A 25196-nucleotide genomic window follows, 5' to 3' on the forward strand; every position below is an offset into this window, starting at 1 on the left:
TATTGTCGATCTTCGAAAAGGATTTCGCCATGTCCGACTCCCGCCCCGGCCTGGTCTCGGCCCTCAGCTATCGCGATCCCAAGGCGGCGATCACCTTCCTGGAAAAGGCGTTCGGCTTCGAGCTGAGCCTGCTGATCGAGGACGCCGACGGCAACCTGGCTCACTCGCAGATGGAATATGCTGGCCACCGGATCATGATCGGCAACGAGTGGAGCGAGAACCACGCCAGCCCGGCCTCGGTGGGGCTCAAGAACACCCAGTCCGTGCACATCTACATCGCCGCCGACGTCGACGGTCATTGCGCGCGGGCCCAGGCGGCGGGCGCGGAGATCATGGCCTCGCCCGAGACCCAGTTCTACGGCGCGCGCACCTACCGCTGCCGCGATCCCGAGGGCCACATCTGGACGGTGTCGGCCGATGTCGAAGTGGTCTCGGTCGAGGAGATGGAACAGCGCAGCGGCCTGAAGATCGCGGTCGGGGCGGGATGATCGCGCCGCCATGATCACTCAGGACGACTTTCGGCGCCTGGCGCTGTCGATGCCCGGGGCCATCGAGAGCGCGCACATGGGCACGGTCGATTTCCGGTGCGGCAGGATCTTCGCGACCCTGGGCAATCCTGACGCCGCCTGGGCGATGGTCAAGCTGACGCCGGACCAGCAGGAGATCCGCGTGGCCGCCGAGCCCGCGATCTTCGTCCCCGTGCCTGGCGGCTGGGGCCGGGGCGGGGCGACCCGCCTGCGCCTGGCCAACTGCGACGAGACCACGGCGCGCGGCGCGTTGCTGGACGCCTGGCGCAACGTCGCGCCGAAGAAACTCTTGGACGCCCAGCCGTGAGCGAAGCCCTAGATCGCACCCTGGCGGCCCTGGCCGACCCGCACCGGCGGCGCACGGTCGACCTGCTGCGCGAGCGCCCGCGCCGGGCCGGGGAGCTGGCCGAGAGCCTGGGCCTTACCCCGCCGGCCATGAGCCGACACCTGCGGGCGCTGCGCCAGTCGGGCCTGGTCGAGGAGAGCCATCCGGCGTTCGACGCCCGCGTCCGGGTCTACCGTCTGCGGGCCGAACCGATGGACCAACTCAAGGCCTGGCTTGAGGCGGCTGAGGATCACTGGGCCGACCAGCTATCGGCCCTGAAGGCGCATGTGGAGCGCAAGACGCCGGGGGATGGCGAGTGAGTTCCCGGATCCTGGTCGCCGTGCGCATCGCCGCGCCGCCAGAGGTGGTGTTCGACGCCTTCACAACCGATATCGCGCTGTGGTGGAAGCCCAGCAGCCTGTTCTCCTTCACCCCGCGCTCCCCGGGGGGCATGGCCTTCGAGGACGGCCGGCTGGTCGAGCGTCTGCCGACCGGCAAGGTGTTCGAGGTCGGCAAAGTCCGGATCTGGGAACGCGGCGCGCGCCTGGTGTTCGGCTGGCGTCAGGCGGCCTTCGCGCCGGGCATGGACACCGAGGTCGAGGTCCGCTTCGAAGCGGTGGAGGCAGGGACCCGCGTCACCGTCGAGCATCGCGGCTGGGACAGCGTGCCGGCCCCGCACGTGGCGCGGCACGGCTTCCCGGACGCCGTCTTCCTGCAGCGGCATGGGGAATGGTGGCGGGCGCTGCTGGCGGGTCTTGCGAGCCGGGCGAACAGCGTCCAACTAGGAGCCGCCGGGGAGGGCGAGCCATGAACCAACCGATTACCGGAGCCAAACGTCAGGCGGCGCTGGGCTTCATCTTCGTCACCGCGATCATGGACGTGCTGTCGCTGGGCGTGATGATCCCGGTCCTGCCCAACCTGGTGAAGCAGTTCGGCGGCGGCGACACGGCCGTGGCGGCCGACTGGAACATCCTGTTCGCCACGGTCTGGGGCGTGATGCAGTTCTTCTGCTCGCCGATCCTGGGCCTGATGTCCGACCGCTTTGGCCGCCGGCCAGTGATCCTGACGTCGATCTTCGGCCTGGGCGTCGACTTCCTGTTCATGGCCTTCGCGCCCAGCCTGTGGTGGTTGTTCGTCGGCCGGATCTTCAACGGCATGACGGCGGCCAGCTTCTCGACCGCCTCGGCCTATGTCGCCGACGTCACCACGCCGGAGAACCGGGCCAAGGGTTTCGGTCTGATGGGCGCGGCGTTCGGCGTCGGTTTCACCTTCGGTCCGGCCTTGGGCGGCTGGCTGTGGCAGTTCGACCATCGCGCGCCGTTCCTGGTCTGCGCGGGCCTGGCGCTGTGCAACTGGCTCTACGGCTTCTTCGTCCTGCCGGAATCCCTGCCGCCCGAACGTCGCCAGCCGCGCTTCGACTGGAAGAAGGCCAATCCCGTCGGTTCGCTGCAGCTGCTTAACCGCCATCCGGGCCTGCTCGGTCTGGCCGGCGTGGGTTTCCTGTTCCAGCTGGCCCACAACGTCCTGCCCAGCGTGTTTGTGCTCTATATGGGCTTCCGCTACGGCTGGTCGCCGGCGACCATCGGCCTGACTCTGATGGCCAGCGGCATTTCCAGCATCATCGTCCAGGCCCTGGTGGTCGGGCGGGTCGTCAAGGCGGTGGGCGAGCGGGGCGCGCTGATGATCGGCCTGTTCTCGGGCTTCGCCGGCTTCATGATCTACGCCCTAGCGCCGACCGGAATGCTGTACCTGTGCGGCCTGCCGCTGTTCGCGCTGTCGGGCCTGATCCAGCCGGGCCTGCAAGGATTGATGACCCGCCGCGTCGCGCCCAACGAACAGGGCCAGCTGCAGGGCGCCAATTCGGCGATGATGGGCATCGCCTCGATCATCGGCCCGCCGCTGTTCCTGTTCCCGTTCGCCTTCGCCATCCGCCACGACGCGACCCTGCACCTGCCGGGCCTGCCGGTGCTGATCGCCGCAGCGTTGATGCTGGCTTCGACGGTCCTGGCCTACGCCAAGGCCCGTCCCCAGCCGCCGCCGGAACCGCAAGCGGCCTGAAGCCTTACCATCGCGCCAGACGCCATAGACTCGCCCGAAAGCTCGGCTGAATTCGTCGGTAAAGTTTAGGAGCCTTTCTTGAAGACCATCCGCGCCCTGTTGCCCGTCGTCGTCCTGCTGGCCGCCTGTTCGAACCCGACCGGGCAGTCCAACGCCCAATCGGTCGCCGTCCCCGACATGCCGCAGCCGACCCGCCGCGCGCCGGCCGATGCGGCGTCGATGAAGTTGTCCTTCTCGCCCGTCGTGAAGAAGGCCGCCCCGGCGGTCGTCAACGTCGCCAGCCGCCGGGTGGTGCAGCGCCGCGTCGATCCGTTCTGGGACTTCTTCATGGGCGGCGGCCAGGGCGGCAGCCAGGTGCAGGGCTCGCTGGGCTCCGGCGCCATCGTCCGCGCCGACGGCGTGATCATCACCAATCACCACAATATCGACGGGATGAGCGACATCACCGTCCAGCTGGCCGACCTCCGCGAGTTCCCGGCCACCGTGCTGCTGGACGACCCGCGCGCCGACCTCGCCGTGCTGAAGATCGACACCAAGGGCGAGAAGCTGCCCGTCATGGCCATCGACGATCAGGACCAGATGGAGGTCGGCGACCTCGTCCTGGCTCTGGGCAATCCGTTCGGGGTGGGCCAGACCGTGACCAACGGCATCGTCTCGGCACTGGCCCGGACTGACGTCGGCGCGGCCAATTTCGGCAGCTACATCCAGACCGACGCCGCCATCAATCCCGGCAATTCGGGCGGCCCGCTGGTCGACATGGACGGCGACCTGGTCGGCATCAACACCTTCATCATCTCGCGCTCGGGCTCGTCCTCGGGCGTCGGCTTCGCCATCCCGGCGGCCGTGGTCCGTCAGGTCGTCTCGGCGGCGCTGGGGGGCGGCCATAGCGTCGTGCGGCCCTGGCTGGGCGTGAAGGGCCGACCGGTGACCGGCGATATCGCCAAGACCCTGGGCATGAGCGCCCCGCGCGGCGTGCTGGTGGCCCAGGTCTATCCCGGCTCGTCGGCCGACCGCGCCGGCCTGAAGAAAGCCGACGTCATCCTGTCGATCGACGGCCGGCCGGTGAACGACGAGGGCGGCGGCGCCTTCGCGATCGGCACGCACAAGGTCGGCGACCGGGTGCCGATGCAGATCCATCGCAACGACCGCGAGCAGACACTGACTGTCCGCGCCGAGGCCGCGCCGGAAGTTCCCGCCCGCGACGAGCGCACGCTTTCGGGCGCCAACCCGTTCAACGGCGCCACCGTGGTCAACCTGTCGCCGGCCGTCGCCCAGGACCTGGACGTCGACCCGTTCGCCGGCAGGGGCGTGCTGGTGACCAAGATCGGCGGCGGCTACGCGGCCAATATCGGCCTGCAGCCGGGCGACTTCATCCGCGAGGTCAATGGCCGCGCGGTCAATACGGTGGCCGATCTCAACGCCGCGGCGAAGCTGCCGACCCGCAATTGGGTGGTGACGATCGAGCGCAACGGTCAGCGGATCACGGCCCGCTTCTCGGGCTGACGACTTGCGCCCGGCGGCCTGCTAGAAGAGTCGCATGTCCGATCTCTTCCAGGCCGCCGGCCTGACGCCCCATGCGCCGGCGCCGCTGGCCGACCGCCTGCGGCCCCAGAGCCTCGACGAGGTGGTGGGCCAGCAGCATCTCCTGGGTCCCGAAGGCCCCATCGGCCGGATGGCCGCGGCCCATCGCCTGGCCTCGATGATCCTGTGGGGCCCGCCCGGCACCGGCAAGACCACCATCGCGCGCCTGCTGGCCAAGGCCGGCGGCTACGAGTTCCAGCAGATCTCGGCCGTCTTCTCCGGCGTCGCCGACCTGAAGAAGGCCTTCGAGCAGGCCCGCATGCGCCGCGCGGCCGGCCAGAGCACCCTGCTGTTCGTCGACGAGATCCACCGCTTCAACCGCGCCCAGCAGGACGGTTTCCTGCCGTTCGTCGAGGAGGGGATCGTCACCCTGGTTGGGGCCACTACCGAGAACCCTTCGTTCGAGTTGAACGGCGCTCTGCTGTCGCGCTGCCAGGTCTTCGTGCTCAAGCGCCTGGGCGAGGACTCGCTGGACCAGCTGCTGCAACGCGCCGAGGCCGCCGAGAGCCGGCCGCTGCCGATCGACGCCGAGGCGCGCGGGGCGTTGGTGGCCATGGCCGACGGCGACGGCCGCTACCTGCTGACCCTGGCCGAGACCCTTTTTTCGATCGGGACCGACACGCCGCTCAACCCGACCCAGCTGGGCCAGTTCCTGCAGAAGCGCCGCCCGGCCTACGACAAGGATCGCGAGGAGCACTACAACCTCATCTCGGCCCTGCACAAGTCGGTGCGCGGCAGCGATCCCGACGCGGCGCTCTACTGGCTGGCGCGGATGCTGGAGGGCGGCGAGGATCCGCTGTTCATCGCCCGCCGCCTGGTGCGGATGGCGTCGGAGGACATCGGCGCGGCCGATCCGCTCAGCCTGCTGCTGACCACGGCGGCCAAGGACGCCTACGACTTCCTGGGCTCGCCCGAGGGCGAGCTCGCCCTGGCCCAGGCCGTGGTCCACATGGCGTCGGCGCCCAAGTCGAACGCCGTCTACAACGCCTACAAGGCCGCCCGCCGCGCGGCCAAGGAGACCGGCAGCCTGATGCCGCCGTCGCACATCCTCAACGCCCCGACCAAGCTGATGAAGTCGCTGGGCTATGGCGACGGCTACGCCTACGACCACGATGTCGAGGGCGGCGTCTCGGGTCAGAACTACTTCCCGGACGGCATGGAGCGCCGGCGTTTCTACGAACCCAAGTCGGTCGGCGCGGAAGCGAAAGTGCGCGAGCGCTTGGAAGCCTGGAGCCAGGTGCGTAAGGACGGCCGATGAGCAGTCCGAAATTCCGCCGTCCGCCCGGCGTCGCCAAGCCCAAGGCCGTTGAATGCCCGATCACCCTGACGCCCGAGGAGATCGAGGCGGCGCGGTCGTGGGTGCTGTACGAGGACGAGGCGATTATCGTGCTGGACAAGCCCGCCGGCCTGTCCAGCCAGGGCGGGCGGATCAAGGCCCATACGCTGGACGACCTGCTGTGGGCGTTCGCCAAGCCGGGAAAGGCTCGGCCGCGCCTGATCCATCGGCTGGACCGCGACACCTCGGGCGTGATCCTGACGGCCAAGACCAAGCCGGGCGCGGCCTTCCTGGGCGAGGCCATGATGGCCAAGCGGTTCCGCAAGTCCTACCTGGCCATCGTCGCGCCGGGCGCGCCGGAGCCGAAGGGCGGCATGATCGACAGCCCTTTGCGCCGTGAGTCGATCGGCCGCGAGGCCTATATGCGGGTTTGCGCGCCCGATCATCCGGACGCCGAGACCGCCCGCAGCCGCTATCGCACCCTGGCCAGCAACGGTGTCGCAGCGCTGGTCGAACTGTCGCCGGACACCGGCCGCATGCACCAGCTGCGGGTCCATATGGCGTCCATCGGCCGGCCGCTGGCGGGCGACAGCCGCTATGGCGGGGCGCTGATGCTGGGAGGCGCGGTCGCGCCGCGCCTGATGCTGCACGCCGCCCGCCTGACCTTCCCGCATCCGCTGGGCGGCGAACGCAAGGTCACGGCCCCGCTTCCGTCCGATTTCAAAGCCATGCTCGAGGCCCTGGGCCTTCCGATTCCGGAACAGCCAGGTTCCGAGGCCGTTGATCAGGTCTGAAGAGGTTCGCCATGAAGATCTCGAAACCCCTGGTCGCCGCCGCCCTGTCGGGCCTGCTGCTGGCCGCCTGCGCTACCGCCGCTCCGACCACCTATCGCGCCCAGCTCGGCTCGCCCAACGACGTCGGCTATTCCGAATACCGGCTGGAGGCGGGGCGCTATCGCGTCACCTTCCAGGGCGGTCCCGGCGCGCCGGAGGCCCAGGTCGCCGACTACGCCCTGCTGCGGGCGGCCGAGTTGGCCCTGCGCGACGGATACGACTGGTTCCGCGTCGCCGACCGCTCGACCACCTCCAGCGGCTATGATCGCGGTCCGCGCATGTCGGTGGGCGGCGGCTCGGCCAGCTTCGGCCGTCGCTCCAGCGTCGGCCTGGGCGTGGGCACCAGCTTCAACCTCGGACCGGGCCCGTCCTTCTCGCGCTCGATCGAGGTGGTGTTCGGCAAGGGCGCGACGCCGCGCGACCGCGACGCCTATGACGCGCGGGACGTGGTCAAGAACGTGGGATACGGACGCCAGCGGACCTGAGGTCCGTCGGACCTAGGCCGCCATCTGGTCTAGGCCGCGGCCTGCTTGGCCAGCGGATAGTTGGCGCGCAGCGAGGCGTGCGTCAGGCCGGCCGTCTCGGCGGCGGCGAAATAGCCTTCCTGCGGCAGACCCTGCAGGATGGTCATCGGCGCCAGGCCACGGGCGTCGCGGCCGAAGGCCATGATGTCCATGGCGATCTTGGCGGCCTCGCCCGACAGGTCCGAGGCGTCCAGGGCCAGGCCCGCCAGGCGGGCGTCGCGCAATACGCGCAGGGCTTCCTTGTCCGGCGGCACGCGGGCGATGACGCCGCGGGTCAGGGCGCGCAGCAGGCCCACCACTTCCAGCAGCCGGCCGGCGGGGGTGCCGCGGGTGATGTCCACGAGCTCGATTTGGATGCCGCCCCGCAGCAGGCCCAGCGAGAGGCCGGCCGTGCCGGTCAGCAGGTCGCGGCCGCGCTGGGTGCCCAGGGTGCGGAACGAGGCCGGCAGGATCAGTTCGGGCGTGTTGGGCCCTTGCGCCGAGCGGGCGAAGACCGCCGCGTACTTCAGCGTCGACTCGTCGATGAAGGCGACGTCGCGGTCCGACAGCTTGGTCAGGGCGCGGGCCGAGGCCTGGCGACCGCTGGCCAGGTGCGTGACCATCGGCTCGATGCGCACGGCGGTGGTGACGTTGCGGCGCAGGTTGATGACGTGTTCCAGCGTGAAATCGACACGCAGGGCCGCGCCGCCGGCGGTGGTGAACGCCACCGGCGTGCGGCGGGTTTCGTCGGCCGGGTCGACCGCGACGCGCACCGGCGACCGGGCGCTATCACGACGGGCGCGGGCGGCCAGGACCACCGACGCGTCGATCGGCCTGCAGACAGCCTCGCCGCCTTCGACGCCGATCACCGACCGGATGCCCAGATCCATCGGCGAGGCCGCGCCCAGCAGATGGGTCAGCACGTCTTCCAGGATCCTGACGCTGGTCGCCTGAGCGGCCAGGCCTTGATCATTGTTCATGGCGATCAGGAATTCGCTGTCGGAGATGCGGGCGCGCATGTCCAGGCGATCCAGATGCTCGTTCAGCTTCAGCTCGACATAGGTCCAGACGTCGCCGCGCTTCTGGCTCCACCACTCGCCAGCCCACTGGCGGATGGCCTTGATGCTGATGACGTTGACCGAACCGCGCGCCACCAGGTCGTTACCCGTCAGGCGCTGAAGCACAGGCCCCGGGAGGGCCACGCGTTCGGTCGCATCTGAAGGTTGAGTGTCGAGGGGCATGGTTCTGGCGCTGTTTTGACGCACCCAGAGTGCCGCCAGTGCGCTTAACCGGGGGTTTTGAAAGAAGGTTTACAACCGCGTTTACCTTGAAAGAAATCGGGGAAAATCAAGGGAACTTCGGTGGGCGCTTGGCGTTAAGGCCGGCTCGGCGCATAAGGCGATCATGAATAAGCTGCTCCTCGTGGCCGCCGGCGGGGCCGTCGGCTCGGTCGCCCGCTATCTGGTTGGCGTGGGCGCCATGCGGGTCATGGGGCCGGGGTGGCCGTACGGCACCTTCACCGTCAATATCGCGGGTGGTTTCCTGATGGGTTGCCTGGCCTCGTGGCTGGCCCATCGCGGCAACGGCTCGCAGGAACAATGGCGCGTCTTGCTGGGCGTCGGGGTCCTGGGCGGCTTCACCACCTTCTCGTCCTTCTCCCTGGAAACCGCGCTGATGATTCAGAAGCGCGCCTATGGCCAGGCCTTTTCCTATTCGGCCGCGAGCGTTCTTCTGTCGATCGCCGCCCTGTTCGCGGGCCTTCTGGTCGCCCGCAAGGTTTTCGCATGAGCATCAAGGAAGTCCGCACCCTGTACGTCGACGCCGGCGAGGACGGGGTCCGCCTCGATCGCTGGTTCAAGCGTCGCTGGCCGCACCTGAATCACATCCAACTGAACAAGCTGTTCCGCTCGGGCCAGGTCCGGGTCGACGGCTCGCGCGCCAAGGCTGACACCAAGCTGGCCGCCGGCAGCCAGATCCGCGTGCCGCCGCTGCCCGACGCGCCCGATCCCTCCGACAAGAACAAGCTGTCGGCGCGCGACGTCGCCTACGCCAAGTCGCTGGTGCTGTACGAGGACGAGGAGGTCCTGGCCCTCAACAAGCCCGCCGGCCTGGCCGTGCAGGGCGGCACCAAGACCACCAAGCATGTCGACAAGCTGCTGAGCGCCTGGGGCGAGGGCGTCGATCGTCCGCGCCTGGTCCATCGCCTGGACCGCGACACCTCGGGCGTGCTGCTGCTGGGCAAGACGCCCAGCGCCGCGGCGCGCCTGTCGGGGGCCTTCGCCAAGCGCAAGGCGCAGAAGACCTACTGGGCGATCGTCGCCGGTAATCCGCATCCGACCGAGGGCGTGATGGAGCTGCACCTGGCCAAGCGCGGGGTCGGCGACCGCGAACTGGTGGTGCCGGCTCAGCCCAAGGACCCGGACGCCCAGCCGGCCGAGACCGAGTTCGTGACCATCAGCCGCGCCGGTCCGCGCGTCACCTGGATGGCCCTGCGCCCGCACACCGGCCGCACGCACCAGTTGCGCGCCCACATGAAGGCCATGGGCCACCCGATCCTGGGCGACCCCAAGTACGGCGACGAGAAGTCCGCGCCGCTGTCGGAAGGGCTGAAGCTGCAGCTGCACGCCCGTTCGATCCTGCTGCCGCACCCCTCGGCCGGCATGCTGCACATCGAGGCCCCGCTGAGCCCCGAGATGAAGGAAGGCTTCCGCAAGTTCGGCTTCTCGGAAGACGAAGCCGAGTCCGAGCCGTTCGCCCGCCGCCAGACCAAGCGGCGCTAGACCAAGCCCGTCACCGGCATGGCGGCCGCGCTCCGCCGTGCCTCTGAAAAGAGTGCTTCCGTGTCCGACAAATCCGAGCTGCTGCTTAAACCCAAGCGCTTCTACAAGGCCGCCGCCGCCGCGCCCTTCCTTGGCGAAAACGGGGAGGGCGGTTTCGCGGTCCAGCTGGATGGCCGCACGCCCAAGTCGCCGGCCAGGAAGCCGCTGATCGCGCCGACCAGGCTTCTCGCGGACATGATCGCCGCCGAGTGGGACGCCCAGGTCGAGTACATCGACAACAGCCTCATGCCGGCCACGCGCCTGGCCTTCACGGCCATCGACCGCATCGCCGAGACCCGCGCCGAGGTGGCCGGCGAGGTCACGGCCTACGCCGCCTCGGACCACCTGTGCTACCGCGCCGAGCATCCGACGCCGCTGGTCGAGCGCCAGGACCGCGAGTGGGGGGCGATCCTGGACTGGGCCAGGGCCGAGTTCGGCCTGGTGTTCACGCCGGTGGCCGGGATCATCCACCAGCCGCAGCCGTCGGCCACCCTGGCGGCGGTCGAGGCCCTGGCCCTGACGATGGATGACTTCACCCTGGCCGGCGTGGCCTTCGCCGCCGGTCTCTACGGCTCGACCGTGCTGGCCCTGGCCGTGCGGGCCGGCCGCCTGACCGGCCGCCGGGCGCTGGACCTGTCGCGGCTGGAAGAGGTGTTTCAGGCTGAGCAGTGGGGTCAGGACGCCGAGGCCAAGGCCCGCGCCGAGGCCTTGGCGATCGAGGCCGAGATGATCGACCGCTGGTTCGCCGCGCTCAGGAGTTAAGAGGGACGATGAAGGCCTTCGCGATCTATGCCCTGGTCGCCCTGGCCGAGATCGGCGGTTGCTTCGCCTTCTGGGCCTGGCTGCGGTTGGGGCGTTCGCCCTGGTGGGCCGGAGCGGGGACCCTGTCGCTGATCGCCTTCGCCCTTCTGCTGACCCGGATCGACGCCAGCGTCGCCGGCCGGGCCTTCGCCGCCTATGGCGGAATCTACATCATCGCCTCGATCGCCTGGATGCGCGTCGTCGAGGGCGCGCGGCCCGACCGCTGGGACCTGATCGGCGGCGCGGTCTGCCTGGCCGGCGCGGCGATCATCCTGCTTGGTCCGCGTACGGCCTGAAACCGGCCCATGCCGTCCCGTCGCCAGGTCCGCCTTGTGTGGCGCCCCTGGCCTCGCTAGGCCTAGCTCCATAAGGTGGTTCAGCCGCCAGCATAAAGAACCGGGCAGGGGAGTACGCGCGTGCAGCACATTCTGGAGGAACTGGACCGTCGCCGGGCGCAGGCCAAGGCGGGTGGCGGGGTCAAGCGGGTGGAGGCCCAGCACGCCAAGGGCAAGCTGACGGCGCGCGAGCGGATCGACCTGCTGCTGGACGAAGGTTCGTTCGAGGAGTTCGACATGTTCGTCGAGCACCGCTGCGCCGACTTCGGGATGGAGGACCAGAAGGTGCCCGGCGACGGGGTGGTGACCGGCTGGGGCACGATCAACGGCAAGGTGGTCTACGTCTTCTCCAAGGACTTCACGGTGTTCGGCGGCTCGCTGAGCGGGGCTCACGCGGCCAAGATCGTCAAGGTCCAGCGCCAGGCCATGAAGGTCGGGGCGCCGGTGATCGGCCTGTTCGACGCGGGCGGGGCGCGCATCCAGGAGGGCGTCGACAGCCTGGCCGGCTATGCCGACATCTTCCTGGAGAATGTCATGGCCTCGGGCGTGGTGCCGCAGATCAGCGTGATCATGGGCCCCTGCGCCGGCGGCGACGTCTATTCGCCGGCCATGACCGACTTCATCTTCATGGTGAAGGATACGAGCTACATGTTCGTGACCGGTCCTGACGTGGTCAAGACCGTCACCAACGAGGTGGTCACCGCCGAGGAGCTGGGCGGGGCCCGGGTCCACGCGGCCAAGTCGGGCGTGGCCGAGGGAGCGTTCGAGAACGACCTGGAGGCCCTGACCCAGGTGCGCCGCCTCGTGGACTTCCTGCCCTCGTCCAACCGCGAGGCCGCCCCCGAGCGCGAGACCTTCGACGAGGCCTATCGCGAGGAGGCCAGCCTCGACACCTTGATCCCGGCCGACCCGACCAAGCCCTACGACATGAAGGAGCTGATCCTCAAAGTCGTGGACGAGGCCGACTTCTTCGAGATCAGCTCGGAATGGGCCAAGAACATCATCGTCGGCTTCGCGCGGATGGACGGCGAGACGGTGGGGGTGGTGGCCAACCAGCCGCAGGTGCTGGCCGGGGTGCTCGACATCGACAGCAGCCGCAAGGCCGCCCGCTTCGTGCGGTTCTGCGACGCCTTCAACATCCCGATCCTGACCTTCGTCGACGTGCCGGGCTTCATGCCGGGGACCAAGCAGGAGTACGGCGGGCTGATCAAGCACGGGGCCAAGCTCTTGTTCGCCTATGCCGAGGCCACGGTGCCCAAGATCACGGTGATCACCCGCAAGGCCTATGGCGGGGCCTATGACGTGATGAGCTCCAAGCACCTGCGCGGCGACCTCAACTACGCCTGGCCCACGGCCGAGATCGCGGTGATGGGGGCCAAGGGGGCGGTGGAGATCATCTTCCGCCAGGAGGCCAAGGACCCCACCGCCCTGGCCGCCCGCGAGGCCGAGTACAAGGACCGCTTCGCCAACCCCTTCGTCGCCGCCCAGCGCGGCTATATCGACGACGTCATCATGCCCCATGGCACCCGACGTCGCATCGTCCGCGGCCTAAAGAGCCTTAAGGGCAAGGAACTCTCCAACCCCTGGAAAAAGCACGATAACATCCCGCTCTAGCTGCGGAGGTTCGCCCTTGTCGGAATGGATCCAGGCCCTATCGCCCTTTGCCGGCGTAGGCCTGGCCTTCGCGCTGGGGCTGCTGATCGGCGTCGAGCGCGGCTGGTCGCATCGGTTGGAGCCAGACGGCTCGCGGGTGGCGGGTATTCGGACCTTCGCCCTCCTGGGCCTGGCCGGCGGCGTGGCGGCGGAAGCGACGGCGCGGGTCTCGCCGCTGATCGGCGCGGCGATCCTGATCGCGGCGGCCGCGGCGCTGCTGATCGGCTATGCGCGCGCCGCCGCCAAGGATGATCTCAGCGCCACCACCACCGTCGTCGGGATCATCACCTTGGGCCTGGGGGCCCTGGCCGCCGCCGGCCAATGGACCCTGGCCTGCCTCCTGGCGGCGTTGACCACCTTGATCCTGGCGCAGCGCAAGCGGCTCCACGCTTGGGTCGAGGGGCTGAGCGAGCTCGAACTCCAGGCCATCGTCCGCTTCGCGCTGATCTCTCTGGCCGTGCTGCCGCTGCTGCCCAACCGCGAATTCGGGCCGCTGGACGCCTGGAACCCGCGCGAGATCTGGATGGTGGTCGTGCTGGTCTCGGGCCTCTCGCTGCTAGGCTATGCGGCCAGCCGTAGGCTGGGCGCGGAGCAGGGGGTTCTGGCCACGGCGGGTGTCGGGGCGGTGGTGTCCTCGACCGCCGTCACCGCCGCCATGGCGGCCCGGATCCGCAATTCGGACGGTGAGGCGAGGGTTCTGGTCGCCGGGATCGCCCTGGCCTCGACGGTCATGATCGTGCGGGTGCTGGTCCTTGTCGCGGTGTTGGCGCCGTTCGCCCTGTCGGCCTTCGCGCTGGTTGCAGTTCCGGCAGGTCTGGTTGGCGCGGCATATGTCGGCTGGGCGCTGAGAGTGAAGTCCGCGCCGGCGAGCGCTGGCCCCGCGCCGTCGGTGCGCAATCCCTTCGACCTAGGGCCGGCCTTGCTGCTGGCGGGCCTCGTCATGGTGATCTCGCTGTCCGGCCGCTGGGCCATGCAGGCCTTCGGCGGCGCGGGCCTAGCCACCGTGCTGGGGATCTCCGGCATGGTCGACGTCGACGCGGCGATCATCGCCATGAGCCGCCTGCCGGAAGGAAGCCTGACCCCCAAGCTCGCCGGCCTGATCCTGGCCGCGCCGATCCTGGCCAACACCCTGGTCAAGGCCGGCTTGGCCTTCACGATCGCGCGGGGCTCCACCGGCGCGAAGGCAGCCACCCCGCTGCTGGTGACCTTCCTAGCCGGCTTGGCCGGCGTGGCGACGCTGGCGGTGGTGTTCTAGGCAAGGCCAAACCTTTCCCTTCCCGTCCGACCCTTCTATATGCGGACGCTTCTTCGCGTTCCGCAGACTCCCCCGAAAGGCCGCGCCCGCATGGCTCGCATCCTGATCACCTCGGCCCTGCCGTACATCAACGGCATCAAGCACCTGGGCAACCTGGCGGGGTCGATGCTGCCGGCGGACGTCTATGCGCGCTTCCAGCGGGCTCGGGGGAACGAGACCCTCTATATCTGCGCCACCGACGAACATGGCACCCCGGCCGAGTTGGCGGCGACCGCCGCCGGCCAGGACGTGGCCACCTACTGCGCCGAGCAGCACGTGCTGCAGCACGACGTGGGCCGCGCCTTCGGCCTGTCGTGGGACCATTTCGGCCGCTCGTCCTCGCCGCAGAACCATCGCCTGACCCAGCACTTCTGCCAGGCCCTGGAGGATCACGGCCTGATCGAGGAACGCGTCGACCAGATGGTCTATTCGGTCGACGACAAGCGCTTCCTGCCCGACCGCTATGTCGAGGGCACCTGCCCGCACTGCGGCTTCGAGAAGGCGCGCGGCGACCAGTGCGACAACTGCGGCAACCTGCTGGACCCGACCGACCTGAAGGATCCGTACTCGGTGATCTCGGGCTCGCGGAATATCGAGGTGCGCGACACCCGTCACCTCTACCTGCTGCAGACCAAGATGCAGGACAAGATCCGCGCCTGGGTCGACAGCCACGGCGACTGGCCGCAGCTGGCCCGCTCGATCGCCTACAAGCACCTGGACGAGGGCTTGATCGACCGGGGCATCACCCGCGACCTGGCCTGGGGCATCCCGGTGGCTCAGGACGGCGTGCCGCGCCTGGGCTTCGAGGACAAGGTGTTCTACGTGTGGTTTGACGCCCCGATCGAATATATCGCCGCGACCCAGGAGTGGGCCGAGGGCTCGCCCGACCGCGACTGGAAGCGCTGGTGGCGCACCGACAGCGGCGCGGAAGACGTCCGCTACGTCCAGTTCATGGGCAAGGACAACGTCGCGTTCCACACGGTCAGCTTCCCGGCCACCATCCTCGGCTCGGAAGAGCCGTGGAAGAGCGTCGACATGCTCAAGGCCTTTAACTGGCTGAACTGGTACGGCGGCAAGTTCTCGACCTCGAACAAGCGCGGCGTGTTCATGGACGCGGCCCTTGAGATCCTGCCGCCTGACCTGTGGCGCTGGTACCTGACCGCCAACTCGCCGGAAGGCAGCGACACGGCCTTCACCTGGGAGCAGTTCGCCAGCGCCGTGAACCGCGACCTGGCCGACGTGCTGGGCAACTTCGTCAACCGCATCCTGAAGTTCAACGAGAGCAAGTTCGAGGGCGTGGTCCCGGCGGGGGGCGAGCCTGGCCCGCTGGAAGCGAAGCTGTTCGCCGACGTCTCAGCGCGCCTGGCGGACCTGGCCGAACAGATGGACGCCATCGAGATCCGCAAGAGCGCCCAGGCGCTGCGGGCGCTGTGGGTGGTCGGCAACGAGTACCTGCAGGAGGCCGCGCCGTGGACCGCGATCAAGACCGATCGCGACCGCGCCGCCGTCATCGTCCGCACGGCCCTGAACCTGGCGGCGCTGTACGCCAGGATCTCGGCTCCGTTCATCCCGTTCGCCGCCGAGAAGATCGGCGAGGCGTTCGGCCTGGACTTCCCGGCCCAATGGCCGTCGAACGACGCCAAGGCCGAGCTGGACACGCTGACCATCGGCCAGGCGGTGACCGTGCCGGAGGTCCTGTTCAAGAAGATTGAGGACGAGCAGATCGCCGAATGGACGGCCCGCTTCGGCGGCGCGGAGTAAGGTGGACGCGGGGGCGGACACGGCGAAGGAGCAGGGGCTCCCGACCCTTGTCCGCCTCTGCCTGTTCTACGCCGCGATCTATCTGAGTTCGGGCGTCAGCCTGCCCTATATCGGCACCTATCTGCGTTCGCGCGGCATGACCGGCGGCGAGATCGGCCTGATCCTGGCCGTGCCGCTGCTGCTCAAGCCCTTTACCGGCGCCTCGCTGGCGGTGTGGGCCGACGGTTTCACCCTGCGGCGCACGCCGATGGTGCTGCTGCTGGTCGGGGCGGGGCTGGGCTATGCGGGCCTTTTGGCCACGTCGAACCTGCTGTGGCTGATCCTGGCCTGGTTCATCGGCCAGACCTTGCTGTCGACCGTCTCGCCGCTGATTGACGTGATCACCCTGCGCCGGGCGCGGACCGAGAGTTTCAACTACGGCGTTCCGCGCGGCACCGGTTCGAGCACCTTCATCGCGGCCAACCTCACCATGGGCGTGATCCTGACCTTCGCCGCGCCCACGATCATCGCCATCTGGATCGCCGCCGCCTGCTTCGTCGGCGCGGTCGCCGCCGCCATCCTGGTGCCGCCCGAACGCGTCCACGCCGAGGGCGCCAAGCCGGCCCGATCAGAGCGCTGGAAAGGGCTGGGCGACCTGCTGCGCAACCGCACCTTCGTGCTGGCGGTGGTCACGGCCGGCCTGATCCAGGGGGCGCACGCCTTCTACTACGGCTTTTCGGCCATCCTCTGGCGCAAGCAGGGGATCGCCGAGCCGATGATCGGGGTGCTGTGGGGCGTGGGCGTCGCGGCCGAGGTCGGCTTCATGTGGTTCCTGGAGCCGCTGCGCCGCCGCTGGGGGCCTGAGCGGTTCCTGATCCTGGGCGCGTCCGCCGCCGTGCTGCGCTGGACCTGCTACGCCTTCGAGCCGCCGCTGTGGGCGCTGTTTCCGCTGCAGATGCTGCACGCGATGACGTTCGCCGCGTCGTTCCTGGCCTCGTTGCGCCTGATCGAGAAGCTGGCTCCGGCGTCGGCGGCGTCGCCCGCCCAGGCGATCAACTCGGCGCTGTCGTCCGGATTCACCCTGGGCGTGGCGACCCTGGCTTCGGGGCCGCTGTTCGACGCCCTGGGCGCGAAGGGCTACCTAGCCGTCGCCTTCATGGCCGGGCTGGGGCTGATCGGCGCGATCATGCTCTCGCGCCGATCAAGACATCAGATCGTGTAGTCGATCTCTTGCCCTTCCAGCCACGCCACGATCCGTTCCGCCGCCTCGACGGGATCGATCGCGGTGGTGTCGATGCGCAGTTCGGGGGCTTCCGGCGCTTCATACGGGCTGTCGACGCCCGTGAAGTTCTTCAGCTGGCCCGAGCGGGCCTTCTTGTAGAGGCCCTTGACGTCACGGGCCTCGGCCACGGCCAGGGGCGTGTCGACGAAGACCTCGATGAACTCGCCGGGCTCCAGGATGTCGCGCGCCAGCCGGCGTTCGGCCCGGAACGGCGAGATGAAGGCGGTCAGCACGATCAGGCCGGCGTCGACCATCAGCTTGGCGACCTCGGCCACCCGGCGGATGTTCTCGACGCGGTCCTCCTCGGTGAAGCCGAGGTCCTTGTTGAGGCCGTGGCGGACGTTGTCGCCGTCCAGCAGGTAAGTGTGGCGGCCAAGCGCGTGCAGGCGCTTCTCGACCAGGTTGGCGATGGTCGACTTGCCCGCGCCCGACAGGCCCGTCAGCCAGACGACCTGGCCGCGTTGGCTCTTCAGCGCCGCCCGCGAGGCCTTGCCGACGTCGGTGTGCTGCCAGTGGATGTTGTCGGCCCGGCGCAGGGCGAAGTTGATCATACCCGCGCCGACGGTGCGGTTGCTGATCCGGTCGATTAGGATGAAGCCGCCCATCTGGCGGTTGTCGGCATAGGCCTCGAACGGAATGGCCTGGTCGAGCGACAGGTTGCAGACCCCGATCTCGTTCAGCTCCAGGCGCTTGGCGGCCGTGTGCTCCAGGGTGTTGACGTTCACGCGATGCTTGATGTCGGTGACGCTGGCGCTAACCGTCCTCGTTCCCAGCTTCAGGAGATAGGTGCGGCCAGGGGGCAGGGGCTCGTCGTCCATCCAGACGACGGTGGCCTCGAACTGGTTGGCGACCGGGGCGGGCGCGTCGGCGGCGGCGATCACGTCGCCGCGCGAGATGTCGATCTCGTCTTCCAGCGTCAAGGTCACCGACTGGCCGGCGACGGCCTGGGGAAGGTCGCCCGGCAGGGTGACGATGCGGGCCACGCGGCTTTCGCGACCCGAGGGCAGGGCGCGGATGCGGTCGCCCGGCTTGATGGTCCCCGAGGCGATCAGGCCCGAGAAGCCCCGGAAGTCCAGGTTCGGGCGGTTGACCCACTGCACCGGCATGCGGAACGGCTTGGACTGCAGATCGTCCTCGACCTCGACGCCCTCCAGCCAGTCCATCAGGATCGGGCCCTGGAACCAGGGCGTGGCGTCGCTGCGCGCGGCGATGTTGTCGCCGCCCAGGCCCGAGATCGGGATGGGCGTGAACACCGTCAGGCCGATCTGCTCGGCGAAGGCGCGATAGTCGGCGACGATCCGGTCGAACACCGCCTGGTCCCAGCCGACCAGGTCCATCTTGTTCACCGCCAGCACCACGTGGCGGATGCCCAGCAGGCTGACGAGATAGCTGTGGCGGCGCGTCTGGGTCAGCACGCCCTTGCGCGCGTCGATCAGGATCACGGCCGCGTCGGCGGTCGAGGCGCCGGTGACCATGTTGCGCGTGTACTGCTCGTGGCCGGGGGTGTCGGCGACGATGAACTTGCGCTTCTCGGTCGAGAAGAAGCGGTAGGCGACGTCGATGGTGATGCCTTGCTCGCGCTCGGCGGCTAGGCCGTCGACCAGCAGGGCGAAGTCGATCGCGCCGCCCTGGGTGCCGACCTTCTTGGAGTCGGCTTCCAGCGCGGCGAGCTGGTCCTCGAAGATCATCTTGCTGTCGTACAGCAGGCGGCCGATCAGGGTGGACTTGCCGTCGTCGACGCTGCCGCATGTGATGAAGCGCAGCAGCGACTTGTGCTGGTGCTGGTGCAGGTAGGCGTTGATGTCTTCGGCGATCAGGGCGGACTGGTGAGCCATCTCAGAAGTACCCTTCCTGCTTCTTCTTCTCCATCGAGGCGGACTGGTCATGGTCGATGACCCGGCCCTGGCGCTCGCTGGTGGTGGTCAGCAGCATTTCCTGGATGACCTGGGGCAGGGTGGCGGCGGTGCTCTCGACCGCGCCGGTCAGCGGATAGCAGCCCAGGGTGCGGAAGCGGACACTCTTCAGCTGCGGAACTTCGCCGTCGCGCAGGCGGAAGCGATCGTCGTCGACCATGATCAGCGCGCCGTCGCGCTCGACCACCGGCCGTTCGGCCGCGAAGTACAGCGGCACGATCGGGATGTTCTCCAGGTGGATGTACTGCCAGACGTCCAGCTCGGTCCAATTGGAGATCGGGAAGACGCGCAGGCTTTCACCCGGGTGCTTGCGGGTATTGTAGAGGTTCCACAGCTCGGGGCGCTGGTTCTTGGGGTCCCAGCGGTGCTCGGACGAGCGGAACGAGAAGACGCGCTCCTTGGCCCGGCTCTTTTCCTCGTCGCGCCGGGCGCCGCCGAAGGCCGCGTCGAAGCCGTACTTGGTGAGAGCCTGCTTGAGGCCTTCGGTCTTCCAGAGGTCGGTGTGCAGGGCGCTGCCGTGGTCGAACGGGTTGACGCCGCGCGCCTCGGCGTCGGGGTTCTTGTGGACGATCAGGTCGAAGCCCAGCTCGGACGCCACCTTGTCGCGCAGGGCGTACATGTCCCGGAACTTCCAGGTCGTGTCGACGTGCAGCAGCGGGAAGGGCGGTTTGCTGGGGTAGAAAGCCTTGGCGGCCAGGTGCAGCATCACCGCGCTGTCCTTGCCGATCGAATACAGCATGACCGGGCGTTCGCACTCGGCCGCCACTTCCCGCAGGATGTGGATGCTCTCGGCCTCCAGGCGCTGGAGGTGCGTCAGACGGGCCGGCGAGATCTGTGTCGTCATCGGTTCCGGCGAGTACGCGGCGGGTGCGAAACGGGTAAGGGCCAAGGCGAAGATCCGCAAAGGGAAAATGTCCGGGCTCGTCTCGTCGAGAAGGGCGCCGAATTTATGCTGCGACCTATGCCCGACGGCGACCGGCGACAACCGCCGGAAATCTGGGGGCGCTGTCAGTTGGCGTGGCGCCACATTCGGAAAGCTCAAGCCATACATGACCAAAAGTTCACTCGCGCGAGCCGCGAGTCTCTCGCATAACGGCGCTATCGGTTCCGTAAGGTGGGCAATGGGCTTCCTGACCGAAATGTTGGCTGTGGCGGTCGTCTGGCTGTCCTCGTTCGCGCTGTGCCAGTTCGGCGTGGTGGTCGAGAGCGCGTGCCCGCACGTCAAGGGCCAGCCGCACAAGACCGTCGCCCGCTCGCCGCGCGGCATGGCCGCTCGCCCGGCGCCGATCGCGGTCAACGTCCCCGCGACCGCCTCCCGCGAGGCCTGAACGCGCGCCTTGGCGTCGCAACCCCTGCCCACGCAAGCAAAGTCGCTTTTCGCCAAGGCTTTTCACCGTTAGGTTCATCTGACACGCGAAGGAGGGGTCCGGCGCGCGATGACTGTCTCCGCGTCCCCTCGCCATCGCTCCTCTATGCCCCGTCTTGGGACCCTGGCTGTGTATGAAGCCTAAGAAGCGCCAACCGCTCGATTTCTCCGCGACGCCGCCGGAGCCGCCTTCTCAGGAAACAAGGGCCGAAGAAGCCGCGCCCGAAGACACCCCGGTCGCGCCCGAGCTTCCCCCCGAATTTCCTGCGACGACGTCGTTTTCCGAGCCCGAGGCGGAGATCCCGACCGCCGAACCCTTGAGCCTGCGGGAAACCCTGGACGATGACCTGGCGGTGCCGCCGCCGACGGCCGTGCGGTCGCGTCGGCGCCGCGAGCAGGCGCCCGAGCCGGCGACCAGCTTCGCCGAACCCGAGCTGAAGCCGGCGACCTCGCTGGCCTTCGGCGCCCAGCCGCCCGCGCCGATCGTCGACACCGAGCGCGCCGCGCCGGCCAAGGCCGAGTCGCGCGAGCCGTCGCTGGACCTGCGCGGTCCCATCGCCGAAGCCCCTGTTCCCCTGACGGCCGAACCCGCGCCGCGCCGCATGTCCGGTGTCCTGTTCTGGACCATCGCCACCGCCGTCGCCGCCCTGTGGGCCCTGGCCCCGATCGCCTTCGCGCTGGGCTACGCGCGTGGCGTGCCGGCCTTCAAGGTCGAGGGCTTCGCCCTGATGGTGTTCGCGGGCCTGGCCCTGGGCCCGGCGCTGCTGACCCTGCTGGGCGCCTATCTGCTGCGTCAGGCGACGGGCGTCGCCGACGAGCTGCGCCGCACGCGCACCCTGACCGACCGGATCGTGACCCCGGCCGCCCTGGCCGCCGTGGGCGCGTCCAGCGCCGCCGACGCCATGCGCCAGGGCGTCGAGGACGCCGCCAACGCCGCCGAGCGGGCCCGCGAGCACATCATTTCGCTGCGTCAGGCCCTGGCGGAGGAAACCGCGCGCCTGGCCGAGGCCGCCGCCGAGTCGGCCAAGATGGCCAACCAGCTGGCCCAGGGCCTCTCTCACGAACGCACCGCGATGGAGACCCTGTCGCAGTCGCTGGACGCCCGCTCCACGGCGGTGGTCGACGCGATCGGCAGCCAAGCCCGCATGGTGGCCGAGGCTTCTGACTTGGCCGAGACCCAGCTGCGCGAGGCCGAGGCCGCCCTGGCCGCCCGCGCCGCCGACCTGGCTGCGGCCGCGGCCGAGGCGTCGGACGCCGCCCGCGTCGGGGCCGAGGACCTGTCGCGTCAGATCGCTCGCCTGGAGACCGCCGGAACCGGGGTCGGCGACCAGGTGTCGGCCGTCGAGAAGACCCTGGCCGCCCAGCGCGCCGCCCTCGTCGAGATCAGCCAGGCCCTGCGCTCGGAGCAAGAGGACTTCGCCGCCGAGGCCGAGACCCGCACCGCCCAGCTCACCGAGTTCGTCGCCTACACCCGCGTCGGCGCGACCGAGCTGTCGGACACCGCGTCCATGGGCGCGGAGATCCTGCGCGGCCTGATCAGCGCGGCCGCTGAACAGTTCCGCGAGATGGGCGACAGCGCCACGGCCCAGCGCGAAGCCTATGCCGAGAACGCCAAGAAGACTCTGGAGACCATCGGCGACGCCGCCGAACAGCAGCGGACCCTGCTGGAGGAAGAGCTGAAGGCCGCCATGGAGGCCATGGCCCAGGCGGCGCTGAAGGCCAGCCAGAGCGTCGAGGCCCGCGTCGAGGCCGCCCGCAGCCGCGTCGACCAGCTGAACGAGATCGCCTTCGCCGCCGGCCAGAAGGCCGACGCGGTCTTCGAATCCCGCATGGAAGAAGCGCGCGACATCATCGAGCACTCGGCCCAGATGGTCGAGCAGGCCGGCGCCCGCACCTCGCAGAAGTTGGCCGACTCGGTCCAGGCCGCGCGCGGCACGCTGGACGAGCTGGAAGGCATGCTGGCCGAGATCGGCAAGCGCACCGCCGAGCTGCCGTCTGAGGCCCTGCGGAAAGCCGCCGAGGTCCGGATTTCGATCGAACAGGGCGTCGAGCAGCTGATGAACGCCGTCCGGCGCACCGCCGAGGAGACGGCCGCGATCGACCAGGCCTTCCAGGAGCGCGTGCGCCGCAATTACGAGATGCTCAGCGAGGCGGCCGGCGCCGTCACCGCGTCCAGCGCCTCGACCGTGGCCGCCCGCGCCGCGTCGACGACCGCGCCGGCCCGGTCCCGCGCGGCCCCGCCGCCCGCCCAGTCTTCTCAAGGTCTGCCGACGATCGACTTCGATGACGAGGACGAACCGCCGACCGATCGCCGCCGTCTGCGCCTGACCCCGACAGCGACCGACGAGGAGTTTCGTTCGGTGTTCGAGCAGGCCTCGTCGCGCAAGCAGCCGTCGTCGCCGCCGCCGGAGCCGGACGGCGAGGGCGGCTGGAGCTGGCGCAACCTGCTGGCTGGCATCGAGAGCAGCACGCCAGGCGACGCCGCTCTGGGCGAGAAGCTGGCCGCCGAGATCACGGCCATGGGCATCGACCCGCACGCCCTGCTGCCGCGCGGCCGCGTGGACGAGATCGCCGCCGCCCTGCAGACCCGTGACGCCACCGGGGCGCGCGAGGTGGTCAAGCGCCTGGCGCCGGCCGCCATCCGTCGCCTGGTCCGCCGTCTGTTCTCGGACTCCACGTTGAGGGGCAACACCGAGCGCTTCCTGAAGCGCTATGCGGGCATGATCGAGGAGGCGGCGGGCCAGGACCGCGAGGGCTTCCTGCTGGCGGCCCTGCTGTCGTCGGACGCCGGCCGGGTCTACCTGCTGCTCGACGCGGCCAGCGGCGATCTCGGCTAGGCGTCTTCAGGTGAAGCGCGCCTTCGACGTCCTGGCGGCGGCGGTCGGGTTGATCGTGCTGGCCCTGCCGCTGGCGGGGCTGTGGCTGCTGGTGCGTCTGACCTCGCCGGGACCGGGGCTCTACTGGTCACAGCGGGTGGGGAAGAGTTCGACGCTCTTTCCGATGCCGAAGTTTCGCACCATGCGGATCGATACGCCCGAGGTCGCCACGCACCTTCTGGAAGATCCCGACCAATGGCTGACGCCGATCGGGCCGCTGATGCGCAAGCTCAGCCTCGATGAATTGCCGCAGCTGTGGAGCGTGCTGGTCGGCCACATGAGCCTGGTGGGACCGCGCCCGGCGCTGTTCAACCAGGACGACCTGGTCGCCGCGCGCCGGGCGGCCGGGGTCGACGTGCTGCGGCCGGGCGTCACCGGCTGGGCGCAGATCAACGGCCGTGACGAACTGGCCATCCCGGACAAGGTGGCGCTGGACGCCGAATACCTTCGCCGGCGCTCGTTCCTGTTCGATCTGCGGATCATGGTCAGCACCGTGGCTCCGGTGCTGACCGGCAAGGGCGTGACCCGCTAGCTAGGCGAGATCGGCATAGGCCTTCTCGACCGCGCTCACGAACGTCGGATTGCTCGTCAGCGCCGCCGGGAACACGCTGTCCAGGGCCAGGAAGGTGGGGACGTCGGTCTTGGCGTCGCCGGTCGCGGCTGCGCCAATCGCCGACAGCTTGTCGGCCAGCGGATCGGTGATCGCGTCGCCGGCCTTGGCGCGCAGGGCCACGAACCGCATCCAGGCCGCCAGCGGGATCGCCAGGCGTTCGATCGAGCGGCCGGCCTCCAGCGTCTCGGTCAGCGTGCCGAGGATGCGGAAGGGCAGCTTCTGGGTGCCGTCCCAGGCGATCTGCGACAGGTAGTGACGGATCTCGGGATTGCGGAAGCGGGCCAGAATGGCCTCGGCGTATTCGGCCAGGTCGAGACCCCGCGGCGCGGTCAGCGTCGGGATGATGTCCTTGGTCATCAGCTCGCGGGCCAGGGCCTCCAGGGCCGGGTCGCTGACGGCCTCGAACACCGTCTCGTGGCCGCGCAGGATGCCGGCGTAGGCGAGGGTGGAGTGCACGCCGTTCAGCAGGCGCAGCTTGGCGCGCTCGAAGCCGCGCACGTCATCGGTCAGGATGACGCCGACGCTGGCCAGGTCAGGTGCGTCGGCGGCAAGCACGTCTTCCACCACCCACTGGGTGAAGGCTTCGCGCTGGATCGGCCAGGCGTCCTCCAGGCCGGTGGCGGCCAGGACGCGGGCCCGCAGGGCGTCGTCTGTTGCCGGGGTGATGCTGTCGACCATGGTGCGCGGGAAGCTGCCCTCGCGGTCGATCCAGGCGGCCAGGTCGGCGTCGACCTTGGTCGCGAAGGCCACGACGGCCGCCTTCAGGCGCCAGCCGTTGTCGGCGAGGTTGTCGCAGGCCACGACGGCGTACGGCGACAGGCCCGCCGCGAACCGGCGGCGCAGGCCCTCGACGATGTAGCCGACGGCGCTCTTGGGCTCGCGCGGGTTGGCCAGGTCGTGGACGATGTCGGGGTGCTTCTCGTCGAGGCCGCCCTCGGCCGAGAGCGTGTAACCCTTCTCGGTGACGGTCAGGGTGACGATGCGGGTGGTCGGGGCGGCCAGGCGGGCGAAGACCGACGGCGGATCCTCCGGCGCGACCAGCACTTCGCGGATCGAGCCGATGACGCGGAAGGTGGTCTCGGCGTCCAACTGGGCCAGGGTGTAGAGGCCGTCCTGCGGCTCCAGGGCGTCGCGGACGCCCGGGCTCTTCAGCGAGACGGCGCAAATGCCCCAGCGCGGGTCGCTGGCCAGCAGTTGGTCGAAATAGAAGGCCTGGTGGGCGCGGTGGAAGGCGCCAGGACCGAAGTGGACGACGCCGACCTGGACCTTGTCGCGGTCGTAGGTGGGCAGGACGACGCCGGGGATCGCCCCGGGATAGCTGGTCGCGCTCAGACGCAGGGCGGGGGAGGTCGCGGAGGAAGCGGTCAAGGGAGCACGCCTGGGGTTTCGTAGCGGAAGGAT

At 69.4% G+C, this 25196-nt stretch carries 24 protein-coding genes; 20 read left to right on the top strand and 4 right to left on the bottom strand.

All coding sequences use genetic code 11. The features are described from left to right. Positions 1-29 precede the first annotated feature (29 nt). The 9 genes from K8940_RS08395 to K8940_RS08435 all read left to right on the top strand — a co-directional run bounded on the left by K8940_RS08395 (position 30) and on the right by K8940_RS08435 (position 7085). The gene (locus K8940_RS08395) at positions 30-488 is read left to right on the top strand and encodes a VOC family protein (RefSeq protein WP_223394602.1); all 459 of its coding nucleotides are present in this window, start codon (positions 30-32) and stop codon (positions 486-488) included. A 10-nt stretch (positions 489-498) separates the two neighbouring features. Then, positions 499-834 (top strand): MmcQ/YjbR family DNA-binding protein, encoded by a 336-nt coding sequence (locus tag K8940_RS08400; RefSeq protein WP_223394604.1) that lies wholly within the window; start codon positions 499-501, stop codon positions 832-834. Further along, positions 831-1172, top strand: a complete 342-nt coding sequence (locus K8940_RS08405; protein WP_223394606.1) for an ArsR/SmtB family transcription factor — start codon at positions 831-833, stop codon at positions 1170-1172. The genes K8940_RS08400 and K8940_RS08405 overlap by 4 nt, the downstream gene beginning before the upstream one ends. Beyond that, positions 1169-1663: an SRPBCC domain-containing protein gene (locus tag K8940_RS08410; RefSeq protein ID WP_223394609.1), complete on the top strand. Its 495-nt coding sequence runs from the start codon at positions 1169-1171 to the stop codon at positions 1661-1663. Before K8940_RS08405 ends, K8940_RS08410 begins: the two co-directional genes overlap by 4 nt. Beyond that, positions 1660-2910, top strand: a complete 1251-nt coding sequence (locus K8940_RS08415; protein ID WP_223394611.1) for a TCR/Tet family MFS transporter — start codon at positions 1660-1662, stop codon at positions 2908-2910. The genes K8940_RS08410 and K8940_RS08415 overlap by 4 nt, the downstream gene beginning before the upstream one ends. 78 nt (positions 2911-2988) lie before the next feature. Further along, entirely contained in the window at positions 2989-4413 is a 1425-nt protein-coding gene (locus tag K8940_RS08420; RefSeq protein WP_223394613.1) for a Do family serine endopeptidase, read from the top strand. 34 nt (positions 4414-4447) lie between these two features. Next, on the top strand, positions 4448-5749 hold the full coding sequence (locus tag K8940_RS08425; protein WP_223394615.1) for a replication-associated recombination protein A: 1302 nt from the start codon (positions 4448-4450) through the stop codon (positions 5747-5749). Next, a complete protein-coding gene (locus K8940_RS08430; RefSeq protein WP_223394617.1) occupies positions 5746-6561 on the top strand; it encodes an RluA family pseudouridine synthase in 816 nt (271 codons plus the stop codon). Before K8940_RS08425 ends, K8940_RS08430 begins: the two co-directional genes overlap by 4 nt. 11 nt (positions 6562-6572) lie before the next feature. Then, entirely contained in the window at positions 6573-7085 is a 513-nt protein-coding gene (locus K8940_RS08435) for a CC0125/CC1285 family lipoprotein (RefSeq protein ID WP_223394619.1), read from the top strand. A 29-nt stretch (positions 7086-7114) separates the two neighbouring features. Here the strand turns inward: K8940_RS08435 and K8940_RS08440 are convergent, their stop codons facing one another. Next, on the bottom strand, positions 7115-8344 hold the full coding sequence (locus tag K8940_RS08440; RefSeq protein ID WP_223394621.1) for a hypothetical protein: 1230 nt from the start codon (positions 8342-8344) through the stop codon (positions 7115-7117). Between the two features lie 163 nt (positions 8345-8507). On the opposite strand from K8940_RS08440, the gene crcB reads away from it, so the two are divergent. The 8 genes from crcB (at position 8508) to K8940_RS08480 (ending at position 16967) form a co-directional block, all read left to right on the top strand. After that, positions 8508-8891, top strand: a complete 384-nt coding sequence (gene crcB, locus K8940_RS08445; RefSeq protein WP_223394622.1) for a fluoride efflux transporter CrcB — start codon at positions 8508-8510, stop codon at positions 8889-8891. Then, the gene (locus K8940_RS08450) at positions 8888-9883 is read left to right on the top strand and encodes an RluA family pseudouridine synthase (protein ID WP_223394624.1); all 996 of its coding nucleotides are present in this window, start codon (positions 8888-8890) and stop codon (positions 9881-9883) included. Before crcB ends, K8940_RS08450 begins: the two co-directional genes overlap by 4 nt. 60 nt (positions 9884-9943) lie before the next feature. Continuing rightward, entirely contained in the window at positions 9944-10684 is a 741-nt protein-coding gene (locus K8940_RS08455) for an ATP12 family chaperone protein (RefSeq protein ID WP_223394626.1), read from the top strand. 8 nt (positions 10685-10692) lie between these two features. Further along, positions 10693-11019 (top strand): YnfA family protein, encoded by a 327-nt coding sequence (locus K8940_RS08460; protein ID WP_223394628.1) that lies wholly within the window; start codon positions 10693-10695, stop codon positions 11017-11019. Between the two features lie 120 nt (positions 11020-11139). Next, entirely contained in the window at positions 11140-12672 is a 1533-nt protein-coding gene (locus K8940_RS08465; RefSeq protein WP_223394630.1) for an acyl-CoA carboxylase subunit beta, read from the top strand. Between the two features lie 16 nt (positions 12673-12688). Next, on the top strand, positions 12689-13966 hold the full coding sequence (locus tag K8940_RS08470; protein ID WP_223394632.1) for an MgtC/SapB family protein: 1278 nt from the start codon (positions 12689-12691) through the stop codon (positions 13964-13966). 90 nt (positions 13967-14056) lie between these two features. Further along, positions 14057-15766 carry a methionine--tRNA ligase gene (gene metG, locus K8940_RS08475; protein WP_223394634.1) on the top strand — a complete coding sequence of 570 codons (1710 nt, stop codon included), beginning with the start codon at positions 14057-14059 and terminating at the stop codon, positions 15764-15766. Position 15767: 1 nt separating this feature from the next. Next, entirely contained in the window at positions 15768-16967 is a 1200-nt protein-coding gene (locus tag K8940_RS08480) for an MFS transporter (protein WP_223394636.1), read from the top strand. Here K8940_RS08480 and cysN read toward each other — a convergent pair. After that, the gene (gene cysN / locus K8940_RS08485) at positions 16955-18862 is read right to left on the bottom strand and encodes a sulfate adenylyltransferase subunit CysN (RefSeq protein WP_223394638.1); all 1908 of its coding nucleotides are present in this window, start codon (positions 18860-18862) and stop codon (positions 16955-16957) included. The two genes, K8940_RS08480 and cysN, sit on opposite strands and share 13 nt — an antisense overlap. Before the next feature lies 1 nt (position 18863). Beyond that, positions 18864-19829 (bottom strand): sulfate adenylyltransferase subunit CysD, encoded by a 966-nt coding sequence (gene cysD, locus K8940_RS08490; RefSeq protein WP_223394640.1) that lies wholly within the window; start codon positions 19827-19829, stop codon positions 18864-18866. A gap of 232 nt (positions 19830-20061) precedes the next feature. Here cysD and K8940_RS08495 point away from each other — a divergent pair, with 232 nt between their 5' ends. From K8940_RS08495 to K8940_RS08505, 3 genes are all read left to right on the top strand, one after another. Beyond that, positions 20062-20268, top strand: a complete 207-nt coding sequence (locus K8940_RS08495; RefSeq protein WP_223394642.1) for a hypothetical protein — start codon at positions 20062-20064, stop codon at positions 20266-20268. A gap of 172 nt (positions 20269-20440) precedes the next feature. After that, positions 20441-23143 (top strand): polar localization protein TipN, encoded by a 2703-nt coding sequence (locus tag K8940_RS08500; protein ID WP_223394644.1) that lies wholly within the window; start codon positions 20441-20443, stop codon positions 23141-23143. 10 nt (positions 23144-23153) lie between these two features. Continuing rightward, on the top strand, positions 23154-23714 hold the full coding sequence (locus K8940_RS08505) for a sugar transferase (RefSeq protein WP_223394646.1): 561 nt from the start codon (positions 23154-23156) through the stop codon (positions 23712-23714). Here the strand turns inward: K8940_RS08505 and K8940_RS08510 are convergent, their stop codons facing one another. Further along, complete coding sequence (locus K8940_RS08510; RefSeq protein WP_223394648.1) at positions 23715-25163, bottom strand: mannitol dehydrogenase family protein; 1449 nt, start codon at positions 25161-25163, stop codon at positions 23715-23717. Positions 25164-25196 lie beyond the last annotated feature (33 nt).

This window comes from Caulobacter segnis, from assembly GCF_019931575.1.
Classification (GTDB): Bacteria; Pseudomonadota; Alphaproteobacteria; order Caulobacterales; family Caulobacteraceae; genus Caulobacter; species Caulobacter segnis_C.